Origin of the sequence: Pseudarthrobacter equi (genome assembly GCF_900105535.1) — a bacterium.
GTDB classification, from domain to species: Bacteria; Actinomycetota; Actinomycetes; order Actinomycetales; family Micrococcaceae; genus Arthrobacter; species Arthrobacter equi.
The window spans coordinates 663018-682104 of record NZ_LT629779.1; the positions used below are offsets into that span (position 1 = coordinate 663018).

The window sequence follows — 19087 nt, forward strand, 5'->3', positions numbered from 1 at the left end:
CGCTGGGGCCAGAGCGGACCCGGCCATGAAAGCAGTACCCGAAGGGCCAGCGTGTGGCGGCTGTGATCGGCGGCACAAACCGTGTTGAATCGGAAGCATGGCTAATCAGAATCCGGTGATCCCGGACGAGCAACCACTGACCCCCTTCCACGACCTTGACCACTTCCTGTCCATCCCGCGCGTGGGCGGCCTGGCACTGAGCCCCGACGGAACCCGTCTGGTGACCACGGTCAGCACCCTGAACGGCAAGGGCACCGAGTTCGCCACAGCGCTGTGGGAACTGGACCCGAAAGGCCAGAAGCATGCCCGGCGCATCACCCGCAGCGCGAAGGGCGAGGCGGGAGCGGCCTTCGCGGCCAACGGGGACGTCTATTTCACGTCCGCCCGCCCCGATCCGGACAGCCCCGAGGAAGACCCCGTCAGCGCGCTGTGGCTCCTTCCGGCCGACGGTGGCGAGGCCCGCGTGGTCCTCAGCAGGCCGGGCGGCGTCAGCCGGGTGATGACGGCCCAGAATGCGGACGCAGCCTTCGTGGCCGCCGAGGTCCTGGCAGGCTCCGCCGATGAGGAAGACGACGCTGAGCGCCGCAAGTCCCGCAAGGACAAGAAAGTGTCAGCCATCCTGCACAGCGAGTACCCGGTGCGCTACTGGGATGCCGACCTGGGGCCCGGCCAGCCGCGGATCTTCGCCGTGGAACCGGGGGAGGACCAGGCCGGGGGCAGGCCCGGAACCGTGGACGCCACGGCACCGCTGGCCCTTCGCAACCTCACGCCGGAGGCCGGGCCGCGCCTCCGGGAAGCTGACGCGGTGGTCAGCCCCGACGGCCGGACGGTTTATACCAGCTACACCAAGCCGTTGGCCAAGGCGGACAGCCGCTCGGTGCTGGTGGCGGTGGATGTCGCCTCCGGCAGCCTGAAGGTTTTGCTCGACAGCGAAGGCATGAGCTACTTCCCGGGACCGGTCAGCCCGGACGGCAAAACCCTGGCGGTGGTCAGCGAGAGTGATTCCACCCCGCAGCGGGCCCCTGAAATCAAGCTGCACCTGCTCGACGTTTCGGGCAGTGCGGAAAATGCCGCCGAAGCCGCCGCGGACGGGGCGGGCCTGCAGCCGCTCGCCCACGATTGGGACCGCTGGCCCAAGCCTGCCGCCTGGCTGCCGGACGGTTCCGCGCTCCTGGCCACCGCGGACGACGACGGCGCGTCGCCGGTCTTCCGGATCAGCGTCCCGGCTGCTGCGGCTGAAGTGGGCGGGGCCCGGGTGACCCAGGACGCCGCGGCCTACTCCGACGTCGTTGTTTCTCCCGAAGGCCGGTACGCCTACGCCCTGCGGAGCTCCTACGACTTTCCCGCTGAAGCCGTTCGGATCGACCTTGCGACGGGGGAGACCACGCGGCTGCCTGCGCCGGCCGAGCGGCCGTCACACGCGGGCAGGTTGGAGCGGATCGCCGCCACTGCGCCGGATGGTTCGCGGGTCCCCGCCTACCTGGCCCTGCCGGAAGGTGCATCGGCGGACAACCCGGCGCCGCTCCTGCTGTGGATCCACGGCGGGCCCCTGGGCTCTTGGAACGCCTGGACCTGGCGGTGGAACCCCTGGCTCCTGACAGCCAAGGGTTACGCGGTGCTGCTGCCGGACCCGGCACTGTCCACCGGCTACGGCCAGGCGTACATCCAGCGCGGCTGGGGCGCGTGGGGCAAGGCGCCCTTCACGGACCTGATGGCTGTCACGGACGCCGCAGTGGACCGGGCGGACATTGACGAGACGCGGACGGCCGCCATGGGCGGATCGTTCGGCGGCTACATGGCCAACTGGGTCGCAGGAAACACGGACCGGTTCAAAGCGGTGGTCACCCACGCCAGCCTGTGGGCTCTTGACCAGTTCGGTCCCACAACGGACGCCTCGCAGTACTGGCTGAAGGAAATGACCGAGGAAATGGCGCTGGAGAACTCGCCGCACCTGCACGTCGGGAAGATCAGTTCGCCCATGCTGGTGATTCATGGGGACAAGGATTACCGGGTGCCCATCGGTGAGGGCCTGCGGCTCTGGTACGAGCTCCTGTCCAAGTCAAAGCTCGCGGCGGACCAGGACGGCCAGACCGCCCACCGGTTCCTGTACTTCCCGGATGAGAACCACTGGATCCTGCAGCCGCAGCACGCCAAGGTCTGGCACCGCGTAGTCGAGTGGTTCCTTGCGAAGAACGTCCTGGGCCAGGACCTGGACCTGCCGGAAGAACTCGGGCTCTAGATTTGATTGGCGCACCTTTAGCGAAGTGAAGGTGACGGGGTCATTTGTGTAGCTTGCGTCAGAGCGACGGAGGAGCAGCAAGCGGCAAATGGCGCCGGCACCGGAACGCCCAACCCGAAGTCACCGAGCCGAGAGCCCTTCGCCTCGTAGGATTGAACCTGTGACTGACTCCTTCCACATCCGCCCTGCCCGCACCAGCGACGTTTCCGCCATCAAGAAACTGGTGGCGCCGCTGGCCGAGGAGCGCATCCTGATGGCGAAGGAAACGGTGGCGTATTACGAGAGCCTCCAGGAATTCAAGATCGCCGAGTCGGACGACGGCGAGGTGATCGGCTGCGGGGCGCTCCACGTCATGTGGGAGGACTTGGCCGAAGTCCGCACGCTCGCGGCGTCGGGCGACTGGCGCGGCAAGGGTGTGGGGCACGTCCTGGTTGAACGGCTGCTGGAGGAGGCCCGCGCGCTGGGGGTGGCCCGGGTTTTCTGCCTCACGTTCGAGGTGGACTTCTTCAAGCGCCACGGGTTCGAGGTCATGGCTGACCAGTCGGCCGTGGATCCGGTGGTCTACTCGGAGCTCCTGCGCTCCCATGACGAGGGCGTGGCGGAGTTCCTTGACTTGGCCCGCGTGAAGCCGAACACCCTGGGCAACACCCGGATGATCCGGGTCCTCTAGCAGGGCCGCCGGGTCTCTCCGGTCCTCTCCGGCCCGGAGAACAGGCCCGCCCAAAGCAAAAAACATTGCATTTCATTCTGACCTGCACTTCCTTTTACTCGAATTGATGGATAAACTGTTGGCGGCCGGGTTTGGGGGCCCACGAAAAGGGACAGTCATTGGGGGCTGTCCCTTTTCTGCGTCTGCAGCGGATGGAGCCCTACCGCAGCCCCTTTGGCCGGTAGTAGGGTCAGGATTGTCATCCTCCAGGAGCACAGCACAGCCAGGAGCACCGCCATGAAGAAACTCATCAACGATCCCAGGTCCGTCGTCGCGGAATCCGTGCAGGGCTTCGGCCTTGCCCACGCAGACCTCGTTACCGTCACAGAAGATCCCATGTACATCACGCGCAAGGACGCGCCCGTGAACGGCAAGGTAGGCCTGGTTTCGGGCGGGGGCAGCGGGCACGAACCGCTGCACGCCGGTTACGTGGGCAAGGGAATGCTCGACGCCGCCGTGCCGGGGGCGGTGTTCACCTCACCTACGCCGGACCAGATCCTACCGGCCACGCTCGCCGTCAACTCAGGCGCCGGCGTGGTCCATATCGTCAAGAACTACACCGGCGACGTCCTCAACTTCGAGACCGCGGCCGAGCTGGCAGAAGCCGAAGGCGTCAGCATCCGCACCGTCCTGGTCAACGACGATGTTGCCGTGGAGGACTCCCTGTACACGGCGGGCCGGCGGGGCGTGGGCGGCACCGTGCTGGTGGAGAAGATCGCCGGTGCGGCCGCGGAGCGCGGTGACGACCTCGACGGCGTGGCCTCCATCGGCGAGCGGGTCAACGCCAACGTCCGGACCATGGGCGTGGCACTGTCCGCCTGCACCGTTCCGCACGCGGGCCAGCCGAGCTTCGACCTCGCAGACGATGAAATCGAAATCGGCATCGGCATCCACGGCGAGCCGGGCCGGCACCGCATCCCACTCGAAAACGCGGACGGCATCACGGACCGCCTGCTGGAGCCCGTCCTGGCGGACCTGAACATCGGCTCAGGGGACAAGGTGCTCCTGTTCGTCAACGGCATGGGCGGGACGCCGCAAAGCGAGCTCTACATCGTCTACCGCCGCGCCGTCCAGGTCCTGAAGGACAAGGGTGCCACCGTTGAGCGGTCCCTGGTGGGCAACTACATCACTGCACTCGAGATGCAGGGCTGCTCCATTTCCGTGCTCCGGCTCGACGACGAGCTGACCGAACTGTGGGATGCACCCGTCCACACCGCTGCCCTCCGCTGGGGCGCCTGACCATGGTGCTGGATGCCGCGTGGGCGGTGAAGTGGCTGAACCTGTGCGCCGAGGCCATGGCTGAACACCGCGTGGAGCTGATCGAGCTGGACCGGGCCATTGGGGACTCTGATCACGGCGAGAACATGGACCGCGGGTTCCAGGCGGTGGTGGCCAAGCTCGGCGAGGGGACGCCGGAGACGCCCGGAGCAGCCATGAAGCTCACGGCCATGACGCTGATGTCCAAGGTGGGCGGCGCCGCCGGCCCCCTCTACGGCACGGCCTTCCTCCGGGCGGCCACGTCCCTCGGCGACTCTGCCGAGGTCGATCCCGGGGCCTGGGCAGAAGCGCTCGCTGCCGCACGCGACGGCATCGTGGCCCGCGGCAAGGCCGAACCCGGGGACAAGACCATGGTTGACGCCTGGACCCCGGCAGTTGAGGCTGCCCGGGCCGCGGCCGACGGCGGCGGTGCCGACCTCATGGCGGTCCTGGTGGCCGCCGCAGAGGCTGCCGAGGCCGGGGCGGTGGCGACCGATCCGCTCGTGGCACGTAAAGGCCGGGCGAGCTACCTCGGCGAACGCAGCGCCGGCCACCGCGACCCCGGCGCGGTATCCAGCGCGCTGATCCTGCGGGCCGCCGTGGGGGCTGCCGCGTGACAGTCAGCATTGTAGTGGTGTCCCATAGCGAAAAGATTGCCGACGGCGCCGTGGAACTTGCCGCGCAAATGGCACCCAACGTGGTGATCCTGGCAGCCGGCGGCACCGGGGACGGCAGGATCGGCACCAGCCTGGAGAAGGTCGTGGCCGCCCTGGACAAAGCCGCCGGAGGTGACGGCGCGGTGATCCTCGCAGATCTCGGTTCCGCGGTGATGACCGCGGAGTCCGCGCTGGAGTTCGTCGACGACCCGGAGAAGTTCCTGCTGGCCGACGCCCCATTGGTGGAAGGACTGGTGGCGGCGTCCGTCGCTGCCCAGGGCGGCGCAGACGTGGAGGGCGTCAAGCGTGCCGCTGAGGCGGTGCGCGGACCTGCCCACGGCAACGACACCGGGCGGCAGATGGTGGAGGAAGGCTCCGTCACGGGCCGGGGCCCCGATTTCACGGGTGACTTTGAGCTGATCAACCAGGCAGGCATGCATGCCCGGCCCGCCGCCAAGATCGCCGGCGGCCTGTCCTCGCTGGCAGCGGACGTCACGGTCAACGGGGTGGACGGGGCATCCATGACGGCGCTGATGACGCTGGGCGCCGGGAAAGGATCCGTGCTGCACGTGGAGGCCTGGGGCGCCGACGCTGAACGGGCCGTGAACTACGTTGGCGGCCTTGTCCAGGCTGGTTTCGGCGAGCCCTGAGCCGGCAACCCGCGTGCAGCTGGCCACAATCGGCGCAGCCCGGTGTGTCCGCAACTCCCCGCCTGATCCTGCCAATAAGCTCGATGCCATGGAACAGCTCCACCCCGAAGACAACTCCCCGGCAATCGAAGTGCTGGACGGGCAGACCACGGTGGAAGAGCTGCTGGCGGACCTCGGGTTCGAATGGCGCCCCCAGTATGTGGGCGACCTTGGCCAGCCGGCAGGCGGGCAGTTCAGCCAGCCCGCACTGTTCTAGCCTGCGCTGTTTTCCGGCCTGCCCCGTCGAACTTGCACCCTTCCAGCCTGCGGCATTCCAGACGGCGCTATTAGGCCAGTGCATCGCTGAGGCCGGCCGCATTCAGGGTCACTGACGCGGAGATGAACTTGCCGCACTGTTCGCCAAACGGATAGTCCGCCCGGGGCCGAAATTCGAGCGTGCGGACCGGCAGGGCGGAGCCGTCCGTGCCGGTCCCGGAAGCTGTGACGGTCATGGCCGATTCGGTGAGCGTGTCCAGCATCAGCATCCCCACCTTGGTTCCGTCCGGCGAGGCCGTTGCGGAGCAGACGCCGTCAGGCGTGCAGCCCTGGTCAATGCTGGCACTGCCGGGGGCCAGCTCGACGGGCCCTTCCTTGCAGGTGCCGTCCTGGCATGCTTTCACGTAGAGCGTGCCGATGAGGGGCGCGTAGTCTGCCGCGACGGTCACGGACACAGCCGTGGCCTGGGCGATGGCCGGGCAGGCAACCGGCCCGGGCCCGCAGCCCGTGGTGAGTCCCGCCGTCGTCATCAGCGCCAAGAGCAGCCCCCGGTTACGCATGTTTTCAGCGTAGGACCGGCCGGCCTGTGAGGCACCTCCACCGGGGAAGTGATGCCGGCATTGTTATGGCCGGCGACAGTCTGACAGCCGAAAGGAAACCTTTTGGTCAGCCCAGCGGGAAGACGCTGATGAACCAGAACAGGGCGACGGCGAACACGGCAAAGAACGGCACCAGGCAGCCCAGGGTGGTCTGGGGTGCGGAGGAAACCTGGAGTGATTCGCTGGGGTCGGCTGGATTGTAGGCAACCTCGACCAGGGACCCGGGGGCCGGCGCCGCCGCTGTGGAGATCTCGGACTTGCCCATGAACAGGGTGCCGCGCGGGTCCGTGAACTGGTAGGTGGGAAAGAACCGGCGGCTGCGGCTGGAGCCTCCTCCGCCGCTTGTCCAGCCGGCCACACTGCCGGTGACGGTGGCCTGCACCTTTGGCCAGCTGGCCATCAGCTGCTCCTGGCGCCTTGTCTTACGGATGGCGTGGACCATGGCGAAGACAGCGGCCACAACGAACAGCGCCCACACGATGTAAAGAATGATTCTCAAAATTCCCCCGGTTCCAGTCACCAAGAAGTATGCCACCCCGGCGGAGGCTCTTACGCGGGAAGCCGGTAGCCGCCGTCGTGGATCTCCGCCAAGCCGTCCGCGAGCAGCCCGGACATGGCACGCTCCAGTTGCTCCGGCGCGGAATTGAGCCGGTGCAGCGCCGCGAGCGGGACGCCGATCCCCTCCGGGGCGAAGCCCAGGTCCGCCGGCGGCTGCAGGAACATCTCCGCGGGCACCGGCGCATCGGCCAGCCGCAGGACGGCCATCACGGCCCCGCGGACCTGCCGGTCTGTGCCGTGCCAGGCCTGGCCCTTGGGGACGTACGACGGCGGCGGCTCACCGGCGGCGCGCCACGCACAGGAATCCATCACCGGGCAGTCGGCGCATTTCGGCGCACGCGCAGTGCAGACCAAGGCGCCCAGTTCCATGACCGCAGCGTTCCAGCGCACGGAGGCGGCGTCGTCGTCCGGCAACAGCGAGGCGGCAAGGCGCATCTCCGCAGCGGTCAGGGCAGGCGCGGGAAGCGCGGTGCCGGCCACCAGCCGGGCGTGTACCCGGCGGATATTGGTGTCGACGACGGTTTCCCGCCGGCCATACGCGAAGGCGGCCACAGCCGCTGCCGTGTAGCTGCCCACGCCGGGCAGGGCCAGCAGCTCGGTGTACGTGTCCGGGACCCTGCCGTTGTGGTTTTCAACGATGGCCGTTGCTGCGGCGTGCAGCCGGAGGGCCCGCCGCGGGTATCCCAGCCTGCCCCAGTTACGGACAGCCTCGCCGGCTGGTTCGCCCGCCAGGCCAGCGGGGGAGGGCCAGCGTTTCAGCCATTCCTCCCAGACGGGGAGCACCCGCACCACCGGGGTCTGCTGCAGCATGATCTCGCTGACCAGCACGCCCCAGGCGCCGCAGTCGGGGTCCCGCCAGGGCAGGTCGCGGGCGGTTTCGGCAAACCAGCCGGTGATCCTGCGGTGCAGGAACTCCATGTGGTTGGGGTCGCTTGGGGGTGTTGGCGTTCCGGCGGGAGCGGCTAAGGAAGGGGCTTGAGTATCGATGCCAACACTGTAATGGATGCGCTTCGCGGGCCGAAAAACCGGGCCTGGCCCGCGTTGTGACCAGAGCGATGGCCTGCCGGCGGCGTGGTGGTGCCGCAGAACCGGGGACTTTCCCTAGCCTAGGAGGATGGTCAGGCAAGGCAATTCACCAGCACGCGGCAAGGCATCGGCACCGGGCTCCGGCGGCGCACCGAAGGCCAGCGCTGCCGTGTACCGGCGCCGCAGGCTGTTCGTTGGTGGCGCTCTGCTGATGGTGATCGCTTTGGTGATCACCGGTTTTGCCATCTCCGGGGTGCTCGGGGGAGCATCCCAGCAGGCATCGTCCACCATGCCCACCACCGCAGCGCCGGCCGCGTCCCCCGAAGCCTCGGCCCCGCCGTCGGCCGTTCCCTCTGTTTCGGCCACGCCCTCGCCGTCCGCCACCCCCGGCTGCAACCAGAACCTCGTCACCATCTCGGCGTCCACGGACAAGGCGGCCTATGGCGACGGCGAAAACCCGCGGCTCACGCTGAAGGTAACCAACGGCGGTACCGTGGCGTGCGAGGTGAACCTGGGGACCTCGCAAATGGAGTTTCTCGTGACCAGCGGCGCTGACCGGGTCTTTTCGTCCAAGGACTGCCAGGCTGCCAGCGAGGACCTGGAAAAGACGCTGGCGCCCGGTGCCAGCGAAACAGCCAACTTCACGTGGCAGCGGAACCGGACGGTGGAGGGATGCCAGGCAGTGGCGGCCAAGCCCGGAACCGGCGGGGCGTACTACATCTTCACTGCGAAGCTCGGCTCCAAAGCCAGCCCGAAGGCTGTATTCCAGCTGAACTAGGCCCTCCGCGGACCTTCCTCCGGGGACCTTCCCACCGCGGACCTGCTTCAGGTCGGCTTGAGGCCAACCTTTGGGGCGGTACCGGCGGGGGTGCGTGAATTAGAGGAAGCGGTCCAGCAGGCTGGCTTCGGCCATCCGGCTGAGGCCTTCACGGACAGTCCGTGCACGCTGGTCGCCGATGCCATCAACGGTCATCAGGTCATCGATGGTGGCGGCCATCAGGAACTGCAGCCCGCCGAAGTGGTCCACCAGCCGGTCCGCTACGGCCTTGGGGACGGCCTTCAGCCCGGAAAGCAGGCGGTAGCCGCGGGGCTGGACGATGGCGTCGAGCGTATCCACGCCGCCGGCGAAGCCGATAATCCCGGAAATCTTGCCGAGGTCGATCAGCTCGGTGGGGCCGAGGTTCAGGAGGGCGCTGACGGCCTTGTCGATGTCCTCGGGCGAGGCGTCCGGGCCGGCGTAGTCGCGGATGATGACGTCGCTGCCGGGCCCGCGGCCCACAGTCAGTTCATCGAGCTGGAGCGAGAGGAGGCGGCCGTCTTCGCCCAGTTCCAGCACGTACTGCGAGATTTCCTCCGAGATCCGGCGGACCATCTCCTGCCGCTGCAGCGTCACGGCCACGTCCCGGACGGTGACCATCGCCTCGATCTCCAGGGCGGACAGAGAACTGGTGACCTGGTCCAGCCGGGCACGGTAGCGTTCCAGGGTGGCCAGGGCCTGGTTGGCGCGGGCCAGGACTTTCTCGGAGCCCTCCAGCACGTGCCGCAGGCCGTTGACGTACAGGGCGATGATCTGCATGGACTGGCTGACGGACACCACGGGAACGCCGGTTTGGATGGCGACGCGCTCGGCGGTGCGGTGGCGGGTTCCGGATTCCTGGGTTTCGATACTGGAATCGGGGACCAGCTGGACTGCGGCGCGCAGGATGTTGCCGGCATCCTTGTCGCAGATGATGGCGCCGTCCATTTTGGCCAGTTCACGCAGGCGCGTCGGTGAAAACTCGATGCCGATGTCAAAGCCGCCGGAGCAGATCGAATCCACTGTACGGTCCGAGCCCAGCACGATCAGTGCACCGGTGCGGCCGCGGAGGATGCGTTCAAGTCCGTCGCGGAGGGGAGTTCCCGGGGCCACCCTGCCCAGAGTCGCCCTGAGTGATTCTTCGGGGCTCCGCGCCATAAGTTTTCCCTTCAAAGGTGCGGGAAGACACCCCGCAAGAATGCCGGCATCCCTGTTGCACCGGCCGGATCAAAAGTACTCATTTTCCCGCAAGCACAATGATAGGGGCAACCTCCCCCAAATTCCGCATGGGCAAGCCCCAAAGTGCACCATTGGGGGTGGGCCGGAAACGCCCGGACCGGGCATGCGCCGCACCGCGCGCAGCATGCACTTTGGCCGCGGGGCAGCAGCCAGATTGAGCCCGGCTGCGTCCGCCGAAGAAAATCAGAGCCCGGTGACCGACTTTGTGCTGCTGTCCCACAGCCGTGCACCCGCAATGTGCCCGCTGAGCCGGAGGTCCAGGAGATCCAGGGCCTGGCCCAGCTGTTCACCAGTAACCCGCCGGGCCAGGGTGACATGCGGCGTCCAGGCCCCGGGGAGGGTTTGCGGAACGGCACCTCCGATCTCCCGGTGCAGGCGCTGGTGCACTTTGCGGAGCGGGGTGGTCAGCACCACGGACCGGGCCAGGACATACCTGTCCCGCCCGGCAGCAAAGACCTGCACGCCGGAGAAGGCGGCCTCCATGGGAAGAGCCCCATCGAACGCGTGAAGGGGCGGCACCAGGAGTTCCGCCCCGGCCGCGAGCGTAAGGTGGGGCCGGTTGCTGGCGCCGGTATGGCTGGCAAGGCTCGGAAGCCCGGCCTCGGCGAGCCGCACCCAGTCGGCCCGGATGGCGGACTCCGTGCCGTCGTCGAACACCAGCTCTATGCTGCGCATGCACCCATCATGCCTTTTCAGGACACAACCCGCGTGATCCCGGAGCACAAGGCCGGGCAGGAAGCCCGGAGGGGAAAGCGAAGGAAAGCTTCTAGCGGGCCCTGACCCGGAGCATCCGCTCAAGGTCCTTGCTGACCCTGGCGAGCGATGCTGCCCGGAGTGCCTTCAGCTCGGCCGCCGACTGGACGCCCTTCGGGTGCGGCCCGGCGTCACCCTGGCCTGTAGTGTGCTCCTGCATCCTGGCAGGACCAATGCTGGAGGCGAACGGATCGTGGAAGGGGTTGCCCGGCGTCGTCATGCCGCCACGGTAGCGGGCCCTCGTTTCGCTGCTTTGAACTGCCGGTTTCGCGGGCGTTAAGCGGACCAGCGCCGGTTTGCGGGCCTGCGATAAAATTGGACTTTGGCTTCATCCAGCCGCAACCGCAGCGAAAGTAGCACCGTGTCCCAAGATGTCCTGACCCCCGCCCGGATCAATGAGATTCACAAGGAAGCGGGCCGCCGCAGGACCTTCGCCGTCATCTCCCACCCCGACGCCGGCAAGTCCACCCTCACGGAAGCGCTCGCCCTGCACGCCAAGGTGATCGGCACCGCCGGTGCTTCCAGCGGCAAGGCCAACCGCAAGGAAACGGTCTCGGACTGGATGCAGATGGAGAAGGACCGCGGCATTTCCATCAGCTCCGCTGCCCTGCAGTTCTCCTACCGGGACACGGTCATCAACCTCCTGGACACCCCCGGCCACGCCGACTTCTCCGAGGACACCTACCGCGTGCTGGCCGCCGTCGACTGCGCCGTGATGCTGGTGGACGCCGCCAAGGGCCTGGAAACCCAGACCATGAAGCTTTTCGAGGTCTGCAAGCAGCGGAACCTGCCCATCATCACCGTCATCAACAAGTGGGACCGGCCCGGCCTGGACGCCCTGGCGCTGATGGACGAGATCACCGAACGCACAGGCCTGCAGCCCATGCCGCTCACCTGGGCCGTGGGCATCTCCGGTGACTTCCGCGGTGTCTGGGACCTGCGTAACGACCGATTCGCCCGGTTCCAGCGCAACAACGCCGGCGCCCAGATCGCGCTTACCGAGTACTTCACGCCGGAGGAAGCCGCCGAAAGCCAGGGAAGCAACTGGTCCGACGCCGTCGATGAGGCAGGCCTGGTGGTCGAGTCCAACCTCGAGTTCGACGTCGATGCCTTCCACGCCGGCAAGGCCACCCCCATCCTGTTCAGCTCCGCCGCGCTCAACTTCGGCGTCAAGGAGCTGCTGGACGCGCTGGTGGACTTCGCCCCGCCTGCGGCGCCCCGCCCCGACGTGGACGGCAGCCCCCGCCCCGTCGAATCGCCGTTCTCGGGCTTTGTGTTCAAGGTCCAGGCCGGCATGAACAAGGCCCACCGCGACCATGTGGCCTTCATCCGAGTCTGTTCCGGCGTCTTCGAACGCGGCATGGTGGTCACCCAGACCCGCACTGGCAAGTCCTTCGCCACCAAGTACGCCCAGCAGGTGTTCGGCCGCGAACGCGAAGTCATCGACGAGGCGTACCCCGGCGACGTGGTGGGACTGGTCAACGCCTCCTCCCTGCGCGTGGGGGACAGCCTCTTCCTCGAAGACTCCGTGGAATACCCGGCCATCCCGCTCTTCGCCCCGGAACACTTCCAGGTGGCCCGCTCCAAGGACCCCAGCAAGTTCAAGCAGTTCCGCCGCGGCATCGAACAGCTCGAACATGAGGGCGTCATCCAGGTGCTCCGCTCCGACGTCCGCGGGGACCAGGCGCCGGTGCTCGCCGCCGTCGGCCCCATGCAGTTTGAGGTGGTGGAGGACCGGATGGCGCACGACTTCAGCGCCCCCATGCGCCTGGAGCGCCTGCCCTACTCGCTGGCCAGGATCTCGACGGCGGACGCCATGCCCGCGCTGGCCAACGTTCCGGGCGCGGAGGTGCTCCTGCGGTCCGACGGCGAATACCTCGCCCTGTTCAACGACGTCTGGGCCCTGCGCCGGATCGAAAAGAACCACCCCGACCTGACCCTGGTGCCCATCGGCACGCACAACCCCGCAAAGTAAGGGCACCAATGACGGAACCCACCTCGGCCCAGCCGCGCGCCCTCGTTACCGGCGCCGGCACCATCAACCCGCTGGGCGCCTCCGTGGCGGAGACCTGGCAGGCGCTGCTCGCCGGGGAATCGGGCATCACTGCCCTGACCGAGGACTGGGCCGGGCAGCTGCCCGTCAAGATCGCCGGACAGGTGTCCGCGGACCTCTCGCAGCATCTCAGCACCCGGGAACTGAAGCGCATGGACCGGTGCGGCCAGCTGGCACTCATCGCCGCCCGCGAAGCCTGGACACAGGCAGGCGCGCCTGAGGTGGACCCGGAACGGTTCGCCGTGGTGATCGGCTCCGCATACGGCGGGCTGGGTTCCACCATCGAGCAGGACCGGGTGCTGGCGGCTTCAGGCCCGCGCAAGGTATCGCCGCACACCCTGACCCGGCTGATGGTCAACGGCCCCGCCGCCTGGGTATCCATCGACCTCGGTGCCCGCGGCGGCGCGCGTACTCCCGTGAGCGCTTGCGCCTCCGGGGCTGAGGCGATTGTCCAGGCAGCCGAGATGATCCGCTCCGGTGCTGCCGAAGTCGTCATTGCCGGCGGTGTGGACGCCTCCGTCAACGACCTCGTGATCAGTGGCTTTTCCCAGATCCGCGCGCTGTCCACGCGCCCGGGTGACCCGGCGGAAGCGTCCCGGCCGTTCGACGGCGGCCGGGACGGCTTCGTGCTGTCCGAAGGGGCCGGGATGGTGGTGCTGGAGAGCGAAGACCACGCCCGTGCCCGGGGCGCCGCAATCCTCGGCGAAGTTGCCGGGGGTGCAGTGACCTCCGACGCGAACGACATCGTGGCCGCGGACCCGGCCATGCAGCGCCGCGTCATGCAGAAAGCACTTGCCTCGGCCGGGATGGAACCGGCGGACATCGGCTTCGTCCACGCCCACGCCACCTCCACCCCCGTGGGGGACCGGCTCGAGGGCCAGGCCATCCGCGCCATCTTCGGCACCGAGGTGCCCGTGACCTCCACCAAGGGGCACACCGGACACCTGCTGGGCGGAGCCGGTGCGCTGGCCGCCGTCGTGGTCCTTGAAGCGCTGCGCACTGGGCAGCTTCCCGGGACGCTGAACGTGGAGGCACTGGACCCCGAGGTGGAACTGAACGTCGTCACCGACACGTCTCACGGACTGGCCGCCGGGTCTCCCCGCGCCGGGCTGGTCAACGCTTTCGGCTTCGGCGGGCACAGCGTGGCCCTGGTGATCGCGGGCAACTGAGCCATCTGCCGCCGTCGTACGCCGAACCCGCGCAAGCCAATTGGACGCGGAGACGCTGGAACGGTGCGGGGACGCTGATTGGTTTCAGCGTCCCCGCACCGTTCCAGCGATTTGGACGGCGTTAAGCGTCAGGCGCGGGACCGCTCCCGGTCCGGGGCTGTTGCCGCAGTCCTACCTAACCAGGCAGGGCCGCTTCGGATCGAAGGACCAGCCGTCGACGTAGTACTGCATGCCGATGCTGTCGTCACGCGCGTCCAGCCCGTGCTCCAGGTACAGCTGGTGCGCCCTGTCCAGCGCTTCACGGTCCAGTTCGATGCCCAGGCCGGGTGCGGCCGGGACCTCGATGGCGCCGCCCTTGATCTGGAGCGGGCTCTTGGTCAGGCCCTGGCCGTCCTGCCAGATCCAGTGGGTGTCCAGGGCAGTGATTTCACCCGGCGCCGCGGCACCGGTGTGGGTGAACATGGCCAGCGAAATATCGAAGTGGTTGTTGGAGTGCGAGCCCCAAGTGAGGCCGAACTCGTTGCACAGCTGTGCCACCCGGACCGAGCCGTGCATGGTCCAGAAGTGCGGGTCCGCCAGCGGGATGTCCACGGCGTTGCTGCGGATGGCATGGGACATCTCGCGCCAGTCCGTGGCGATCATGTTGGTGGCCGTCTTCAGGCCGGTGGCGCGGCGGAATTCCGCCATGACTTCGCGGCCGGAGAAACGTCCTTCGGCGCCGCACGGATCCTCGGCGTATGCCGCCACGCCCTGCATCCGCTTGCCCAGCCGGATGGCGTCGTCCAGGAGCCAGCCGCCGTTGGGGTCCAGGGTGACCCGGGCGTCCGGGAAGCGCTTGGCCAGGGCCGTGACCACGTCCACTTCGTCGTCGCCGGACAGCACGCCGCCCTTGAGCTTGAAGTCGCTGAACCCGTAGCGCTCCTGCGCCGCTTCGGCCAGCGCGACGACGGCTTCCGGAGTCATGGCCTCCTGCCGGCGAAGCTCTTCCCAGCGGTCAGCCGGGTGCTCTTCCACAAGGTACGGCAGGTCCGTGCGCTTGTGGTCGCCCACGAAGAAGAGGTAGCCGAGCATGGGCACCGAGGTGCGCTGCTGCCCATCGCCGAGCAGTTCCGCCACGGGAACGCCGAGGAACTGGCCGTGCAGGTCCAGCAGGGCCGATTCAACGGCGGTCACCGCGTGGACGGTGGTGCGCAGGTCGAACGTCTGCAGGCCCCGGCCGCCGGCGTCGCGGTCCGCGAACTCCGCCGCGATGTCGCGCAGCAGCGAGCGGTAGCGGGCCACGGGCTTGCCCTTGAGCAGGGCTCCGGCTTCCTCGATGGTGGTGCGGATCTTTTCGCCGCCGGGTACCTCGCCGAGGCCGGTGCGCCCGTCGGAGTCGGTCAGGATGACCACGTTGCGGGTAAAGAACGGGCCGTGGGCGCCGCTGAGGTTCATCAGCATGCTGTCGTGCCCGGCGACCGGTACTACCTCAACGCCGGCAATGGTGGGCTGGCCACTCATGCGCCAACCTCTGCTTTCTCGGGTGCTGCCACGACGTCGCCGTCGATTCGGCGGTTGAGGTGCCAGGGGTTGGCGTCCTGCAGGGGTGCCGGGAGCAGTTCCTGGGGGATGTTCTGGTAGGCCACCGGGCGAAGGAAGCGGTTGATGGCGAGGGTTCCTACGGAGGTGGTGCGGGTGTCCGAGGTGGCGGGGAACGGGCCGCCGTGGACCATGGCGTGGCCTACTTCCACGCCGGTGGGCCAGCCGTTGACGATGATGCGGCCTACCTTCTGTTCGAGGACGGGGACCAGGGGCGCCGCCGTCGCGTAGTCGGCGTCGGTGAGGTGCAGGGACGCGGTGAGCTGGCCCTCGATCCGGGCTGCTGCCTGGAGCAGGTCCTCGGTGCCGGTGTACCGGATCACCAGGGATGCTGCGCCGAAGATTTCCTGGTGCAGGACGTGGTTGGTGGTGAACTGGTCAACGCCGGTGCCGAAGATGGCCGGTGCGGGGGCGTTTTCGGTGGGCCCCGGGGTGCCCTGGCCAATGAGTTCGACGCCGTCCGCTGCGCCGAGTGCCTCGGTTCCGGTGTTCCAGGACCCGGCGATGCCCGCGGTGAGCATGGTCTGCCCGGCGCTGGCTGCCACGGCGCGTCCGACGGCGGCAGCGAGTTTGTCGCCGGCCTCGCCTGCGGGGGCGAAGAGCAGGCCGGGGGAGGTGCAGAGCTGCCCGGAGGATCCGGTGACGGCGGTGACGTAGGCGGACGCCAGGGCGTCGATGCTTTCGGGGCTGCCGGCGAGGGCGCCGTCGAAGACGAAGACGGGGTTCAGGGAGGACATTTCGGCGTACACCGGGATGGGTTCCGGGCGCGCGGCAGCGGTCTTCATGAGGGCGATGCCTGCGGACTGGGATCCGGTGAAGCCGACGGCCTTGATGGCGGGGTCTGCCACGAGGGCCTGGCCGATGCTGGAGCCGGGGCCGTAGATCAGTGAGAACACGCCGGGGTGCAGGCCGTTGTCCTGGGCGGCTTTGCTGATGGCCTGGCCCACGAGTTCGCTGGTGCCGGGGTGGGCGTTGTGGGCTTTGAAGACCACGGGACAGCCGGCGGCGAGGGCCGAGGCGGTGTCGCCGCCCGCCGTCGAGAAGGCCAGCGGGAAGTTGCTGGCGCCGAACACGGCCACGGGGCCCAGCGGGATCTGCCGCTGGCGGATGTCTGCGCGGGGCAGCGGTGCCCGGTCCGGGATGGCGGGGTCGATGCGGACGCCGCGGAAGTCGCCTTGGCGGACCACGGCGGCGAAGAGGCGCAGCTGGCCGGTGGTGCGGGCACGCTCACCGGTAAGCCGGGCGGCGGGCAGGCCGGTTTCCTGGCCGGCGCGGACCAGCAGTTCATCGCCGATGGCTTCGATGTTGTCCGCGATGGACTCCAGGAAGGCGGCGTGGGTTTCCGGGTCCAGGGTGCTGAACGAGGGGAAGGCTTCCTTCGCTGCCGTGGTGGCCGTCGCGAGCTGTTCTTCGGTGAGCAGCGTGTAGGCGGGGTCGAGGGCCTCGTTGGTGGCGGGGTTGAACCCGAACGTGGTCTTGCCTTCGCCGGCAACCGTCCGGCCTGCGATGAGTGAATGTCCGGTGAGGGTCATGGATTGCTCCTGTGTCTTCGGTGACGGCTAGGAAACGGTGGCGATGAGGGCTTTGAGGTCCGCGAGGTCCTGCGGCGCCAGGTTCTGCAGCGGCGTGCGCACCGGGCCCGCGGAACGGCCGATGGCGTCCAGGCCGCCCTTGACGATGGAGACAGAGTAGCCCTTCACGCGGTCGCGGATGTCCAGGTAGGGGATGACGAAGTCGTTGAGCTTCTTGTTGACGGCGGCGCGGTCCTGGTTGCGGACGTCCTGGTAGAAGTCCAGCGCGAACTGCGGAACGAAGTTGTACATGGCGCTGGAGTAGGTGCTCATGCCCAGCTGCAGCAGGGGCAGCGCGAATGTTTCGGCGGTGGGCAGGCCGCCGAGGTAGAAGAGCCGGTCGCCGAGCTTGGCGTAGACGCGGGCGTCGTGTTCAAGGTCGCCAACGCCGTCCTTGAATCCGATGAGGTTCTCATGGCGGTCCGCAAGGGTGGCCACCGTGGTGTCCTTATAGATGGCGTTCGCCCGGTTGTAGATGATCACGCCGAGGGACGTTGCGCGGCAGACGGCGCTGACGTGCTCCACCAGTCCGGCCTGGTCGGCTTCGGTCAGGTACGGCGGCAGGAGCAGGATGCCATCGGCGCCGGCAGCTTCCGCGGCCTGGGCGTTTTCGATGGCCTGGGCGGTGGATCCGCCGGCGGAGGCCAGGACCGGAACGTGGCTGCCCACTTCGTCGACGGCGGTGCGGACCACGCGCTCGGACTCCGCGGGGGTCAGGGAGAAGCCTTCGCCGGTGCCGCCGGCGGCGAAGAGGCCGGCCACGGGGAAGCTTGCCTGCCAGGACAGGTGCTTGCGGTAGTTCTCCTCATCGAACTGGAGGTTGGCATCGAACGACGTCACGGGGAAGGACAGCAGGCCTTCCTTGAGGGTGTCCGCCAGTTCCTGGGGGGTGTACTTTGCCACGGTGAGGTCCTCCGGGTGTGTGCGCCGCGAAGGCGGCAGGCTGATGATTCCTTCCCAGCGTAGGAGCGCCGCTGATGCCTGTCTAAGTGTATTTTTATATGTATTGATACCTTTGTTGCATCATGATGCCGCACGCGCCCAGTGGCATCTCGTGCTGCGTGGCCAGCCCGGGGATCACTCCATCGCGAATTCGAGGTCGCGCAGCAGGCGGGCCAAAGCGGGGTTGGTGATCCTGCGGTTCCACAGCGCATGCAGTTCCACTTCCTCCCCGCGCCCGGCCTCGAGCGGCAGGAACTCCACGTCCTTGATGCCCAGCAGGGTGGCGGAGTGGGGCACGAAGGCAAGGCCCCGGCCGGCGGCCACCAGGGAAACCATGGTGAGGATCTGGCTGACGGTGTGCACCACGTTGGCGTGGCGGATGGGCAGCATCCGCACCACCAGGTCGTAGAAATAGCGGGCCTGGCTGGGGGAGTGCATGATCAGGGGCTCGTCCTTGAAGTCCTCGGCTGTGATGTCCCGCGCCAAGAGCGTCAGCGGGTGCCCCACCGGCACCGCTATCACCATGGATTCGCGGTAGAGCAGGTGTGAATCGAAGGTGTCACTGTCGAACGGCGGCCGGGCCAGCCCCAGGTCGAGTTCTCCGGTGAGGAGGCCGCTGAGCTGCTCACCGGTCACCAGTTCCTGCAGGTCGATGTCCACGTCCGGGATGATGGCCGCCAGTTCCCCCAGAAGTGGGCCCAGGATGCTGAAGCCGCTTGCTGCGGTAAACCCCACCCGCAGGACACCCGACCGCCCGGAGGCGATCCGCCGGGCTGTGACAGGGGCCCGCTCGGCAAGTGCCATCAGTCGCCGGGCCTCGTCGAGGAAGGCTTCGCCGGCGGAGGTCAGGGTGACTTTCCTGTTGTCCCGTTCCAGCAGCTCGGCCCCGACGATCTTTTCCAGCTTCTGGATCTGCCGGCTCAGCGGTGGCTGCGTCATGTTCAGCCGTTCGGCCGCGCGGCCGAAGTGGAGCTCCTCGGCCACGGCGATGAAGCCGGCCAGCTGGTCGAAAGTAAACATGATGCCTTCCGGGTATC

At 68.0% G+C, this 19087-nt stretch carries 19 protein-coding genes; 9 read left to right on the plus strand and 10 right to left on the minus strand.

Going from position 1 to position 19087, the window contains the following annotated elements:
• The first annotated feature begins 97 nt into the window (after positions 1 to 97).
• The 6 genes from BLT71_RS02965 to BLT71_RS02990 all read left to right on the plus strand — a co-directional run bounded on the left by BLT71_RS02965 (position 98) and on the right by BLT71_RS02990 (position 5767).
• On the plus strand, positions 98 to 2239 hold the full coding sequence (locus tag BLT71_RS02965; protein WP_091717445.1) for a S9 family peptidase: 2142 nt from the start codon (positions 98 to 100) through the stop codon (positions 2237 to 2239).
• Between the two features lie 160 nt (positions 2240 to 2399).
• A complete protein-coding gene (locus tag BLT71_RS02970; protein WP_091717447.1) occupies positions 2400 to 2909 on the plus strand; it encodes an amino-acid N-acetyltransferase in 510 nt (169 codons plus the stop codon).
• A gap of 276 nt (positions 2910 to 3185) precedes the next feature.
• On the plus strand, positions 3186 to 4187 hold the full coding sequence (gene dhaK / locus BLT71_RS02975) for a dihydroxyacetone kinase subunit DhaK (protein ID WP_091717449.1): 1002 nt from the start codon (positions 3186 to 3188) through the stop codon (positions 4185 to 4187).
• A gap of 2 nt (positions 4188 to 4189) precedes the next feature.
• Complete coding sequence (dhaL, locus tag BLT71_RS02980; protein ID WP_091717451.1) at positions 4190 to 4822, plus strand: dihydroxyacetone kinase subunit DhaL; 633 nt, start codon at positions 4190 to 4192, stop codon at positions 4820 to 4822.
• Entirely contained in the window at positions 4819 to 5511 is a 693-nt protein-coding gene (gene dhaM, locus BLT71_RS02985; protein WP_091717453.1) for a dihydroxyacetone kinase phosphoryl donor subunit DhaM, read from the plus strand. The genes dhaL and dhaM overlap by 4 nt, the downstream gene beginning before the upstream one ends.
• Before the next feature lie 13 nt (positions 5512 to 5524).
• Positions 5525 to 5767 carry a hypothetical protein gene (locus tag BLT71_RS02990; protein WP_091717455.1) on the plus strand — a complete coding sequence of 81 codons (243 nt, stop codon included), beginning with the start codon at positions 5525 to 5527 and terminating at the stop codon, positions 5765 to 5767.
• A 70-nt stretch (positions 5768 to 5837) separates the two neighbouring features.
• On the opposite strand, the gene BLT71_RS02995 is transcribed toward BLT71_RS02990, so the two are convergent.
• The 3 genes from BLT71_RS02995 to BLT71_RS03005 form a co-directional block, all read right to left on the minus strand.
• Complete coding sequence (locus tag BLT71_RS02995) at positions 5838 to 6326, minus strand: hypothetical protein (RefSeq protein ID WP_091717456.1); 489 nt, start codon at positions 6324 to 6326, stop codon at positions 5838 to 5840.
• Positions 6327 to 6432: 106 nt separating this feature from the next.
• Positions 6433 to 6864: a DUF3592 domain-containing protein gene (locus BLT71_RS03000; RefSeq protein ID WP_091717458.1), complete on the minus strand. Its 432-nt coding sequence runs from the start codon at positions 6862 to 6864 to the stop codon at positions 6433 to 6435.
• A gap of 50 nt (positions 6865 to 6914) precedes the next feature.
• Positions 6915 to 7841: an HhH-GPD family protein gene (locus tag BLT71_RS03005; RefSeq protein WP_091717459.1), complete on the minus strand. Its 927-nt coding sequence runs from the start codon at positions 7839 to 7841 to the stop codon at positions 6915 to 6917.
• A 196-nt stretch (positions 7842 to 8037) separates the two neighbouring features.
• Here BLT71_RS03005 and BLT71_RS03010 point away from each other — a divergent pair, with 196 nt between their 5' ends.
• Positions 8038 to 8727: a hypothetical protein gene (locus BLT71_RS03010; RefSeq protein WP_091717461.1), complete on the plus strand. Its 690-nt coding sequence runs from the start codon at positions 8038 to 8040 to the stop codon at positions 8725 to 8727.
• A 99-nt stretch (positions 8728 to 8826) separates the two neighbouring features.
• Here the strand turns inward: BLT71_RS03010 and disA are convergent, their stop codons facing one another.
• The 3 genes from disA to BLT71_RS03025 all read right to left on the minus strand — a co-directional run bounded on the left by disA (position 8827) and on the right by BLT71_RS03025 (position 10957).
• Positions 8827 to 9903: a DNA integrity scanning diadenylate cyclase DisA gene (gene disA / locus BLT71_RS03015; RefSeq protein ID WP_015935570.1), complete on the minus strand. Its 1077-nt coding sequence runs from the start codon at positions 9901 to 9903 to the stop codon at positions 8827 to 8829.
• 264 nt (positions 9904 to 10167) lie between these two features.
• Positions 10168 to 10659, minus strand: a complete 492-nt coding sequence (locus BLT71_RS03020; protein WP_091717463.1) for a 2'-5' RNA ligase family protein — start codon at positions 10657 to 10659, stop codon at positions 10168 to 10170.
• A gap of 91 nt (positions 10660 to 10750) precedes the next feature.
• On the minus strand, positions 10751 to 10957 hold the full coding sequence (locus tag BLT71_RS03025) for a hypothetical protein (RefSeq protein WP_091717465.1): 207 nt from the start codon (positions 10955 to 10957) through the stop codon (positions 10751 to 10753).
• A gap of 141 nt (positions 10958 to 11098) precedes the next feature.
• On the opposite strand from BLT71_RS03025, the gene BLT71_RS03030 reads away from it, so the two are divergent.
• The gene (locus BLT71_RS03030; RefSeq protein ID WP_091717466.1) at positions 11099 to 12712 is read left to right on the plus strand and encodes a peptide chain release factor 3; all 1614 of its coding nucleotides are present in this window, start codon (positions 11099 to 11101) and stop codon (positions 12710 to 12712) included.
• Between the two features lie 8 nt (positions 12713 to 12720).
• Positions 12721 to 13959, plus strand: coding sequence for a beta-ketoacyl-[acyl-carrier-protein] synthase family protein (locus BLT71_RS03035; protein ID WP_091717467.1), 1239 nt, complete (start codon positions 12721 to 12723; stop codon positions 13957 to 13959).
• A gap of 171 nt (positions 13960 to 14130) precedes the next feature.
• On the opposite strand, the gene BLT71_RS03040 is transcribed toward BLT71_RS03035, so the two are convergent.
• From BLT71_RS03040 to BLT71_RS03055, 4 genes are all read right to left on the minus strand, one after another.
• Entirely contained in the window at positions 14131 to 15459 is a 1329-nt protein-coding gene (locus BLT71_RS03040; RefSeq protein WP_091717469.1) for an enolase C-terminal domain-like protein, read from the minus strand.
• A complete protein-coding gene (locus BLT71_RS03045) occupies positions 15456 to 17069 on the minus strand; it encodes an aldehyde dehydrogenase (NADP(+)) (RefSeq protein ID WP_091717471.1) in 1614 nt (537 codons plus the stop codon). Before BLT71_RS03045 ends, BLT71_RS03040 begins: the two co-directional genes overlap by 4 nt.
• Positions 17070 to 17096: 27 nt before the next feature.
• Positions 17097 to 18011: a 5-dehydro-4-deoxyglucarate dehydratase gene (gene kdgD, locus BLT71_RS03050; protein ID WP_091717473.1), complete on the minus strand. Its 915-nt coding sequence runs from the start codon at positions 18009 to 18011 to the stop codon at positions 17097 to 17099.
• A 174-nt stretch (positions 18012 to 18185) separates the two neighbouring features.
• Complete coding sequence (locus BLT71_RS03055; protein ID WP_091717475.1) at positions 18186 to 19070, minus strand: LysR family transcriptional regulator; 885 nt, start codon at positions 19068 to 19070, stop codon at positions 18186 to 18188.
• Between the last annotated feature and the right edge of the window lie 17 nt (positions 19071 to 19087).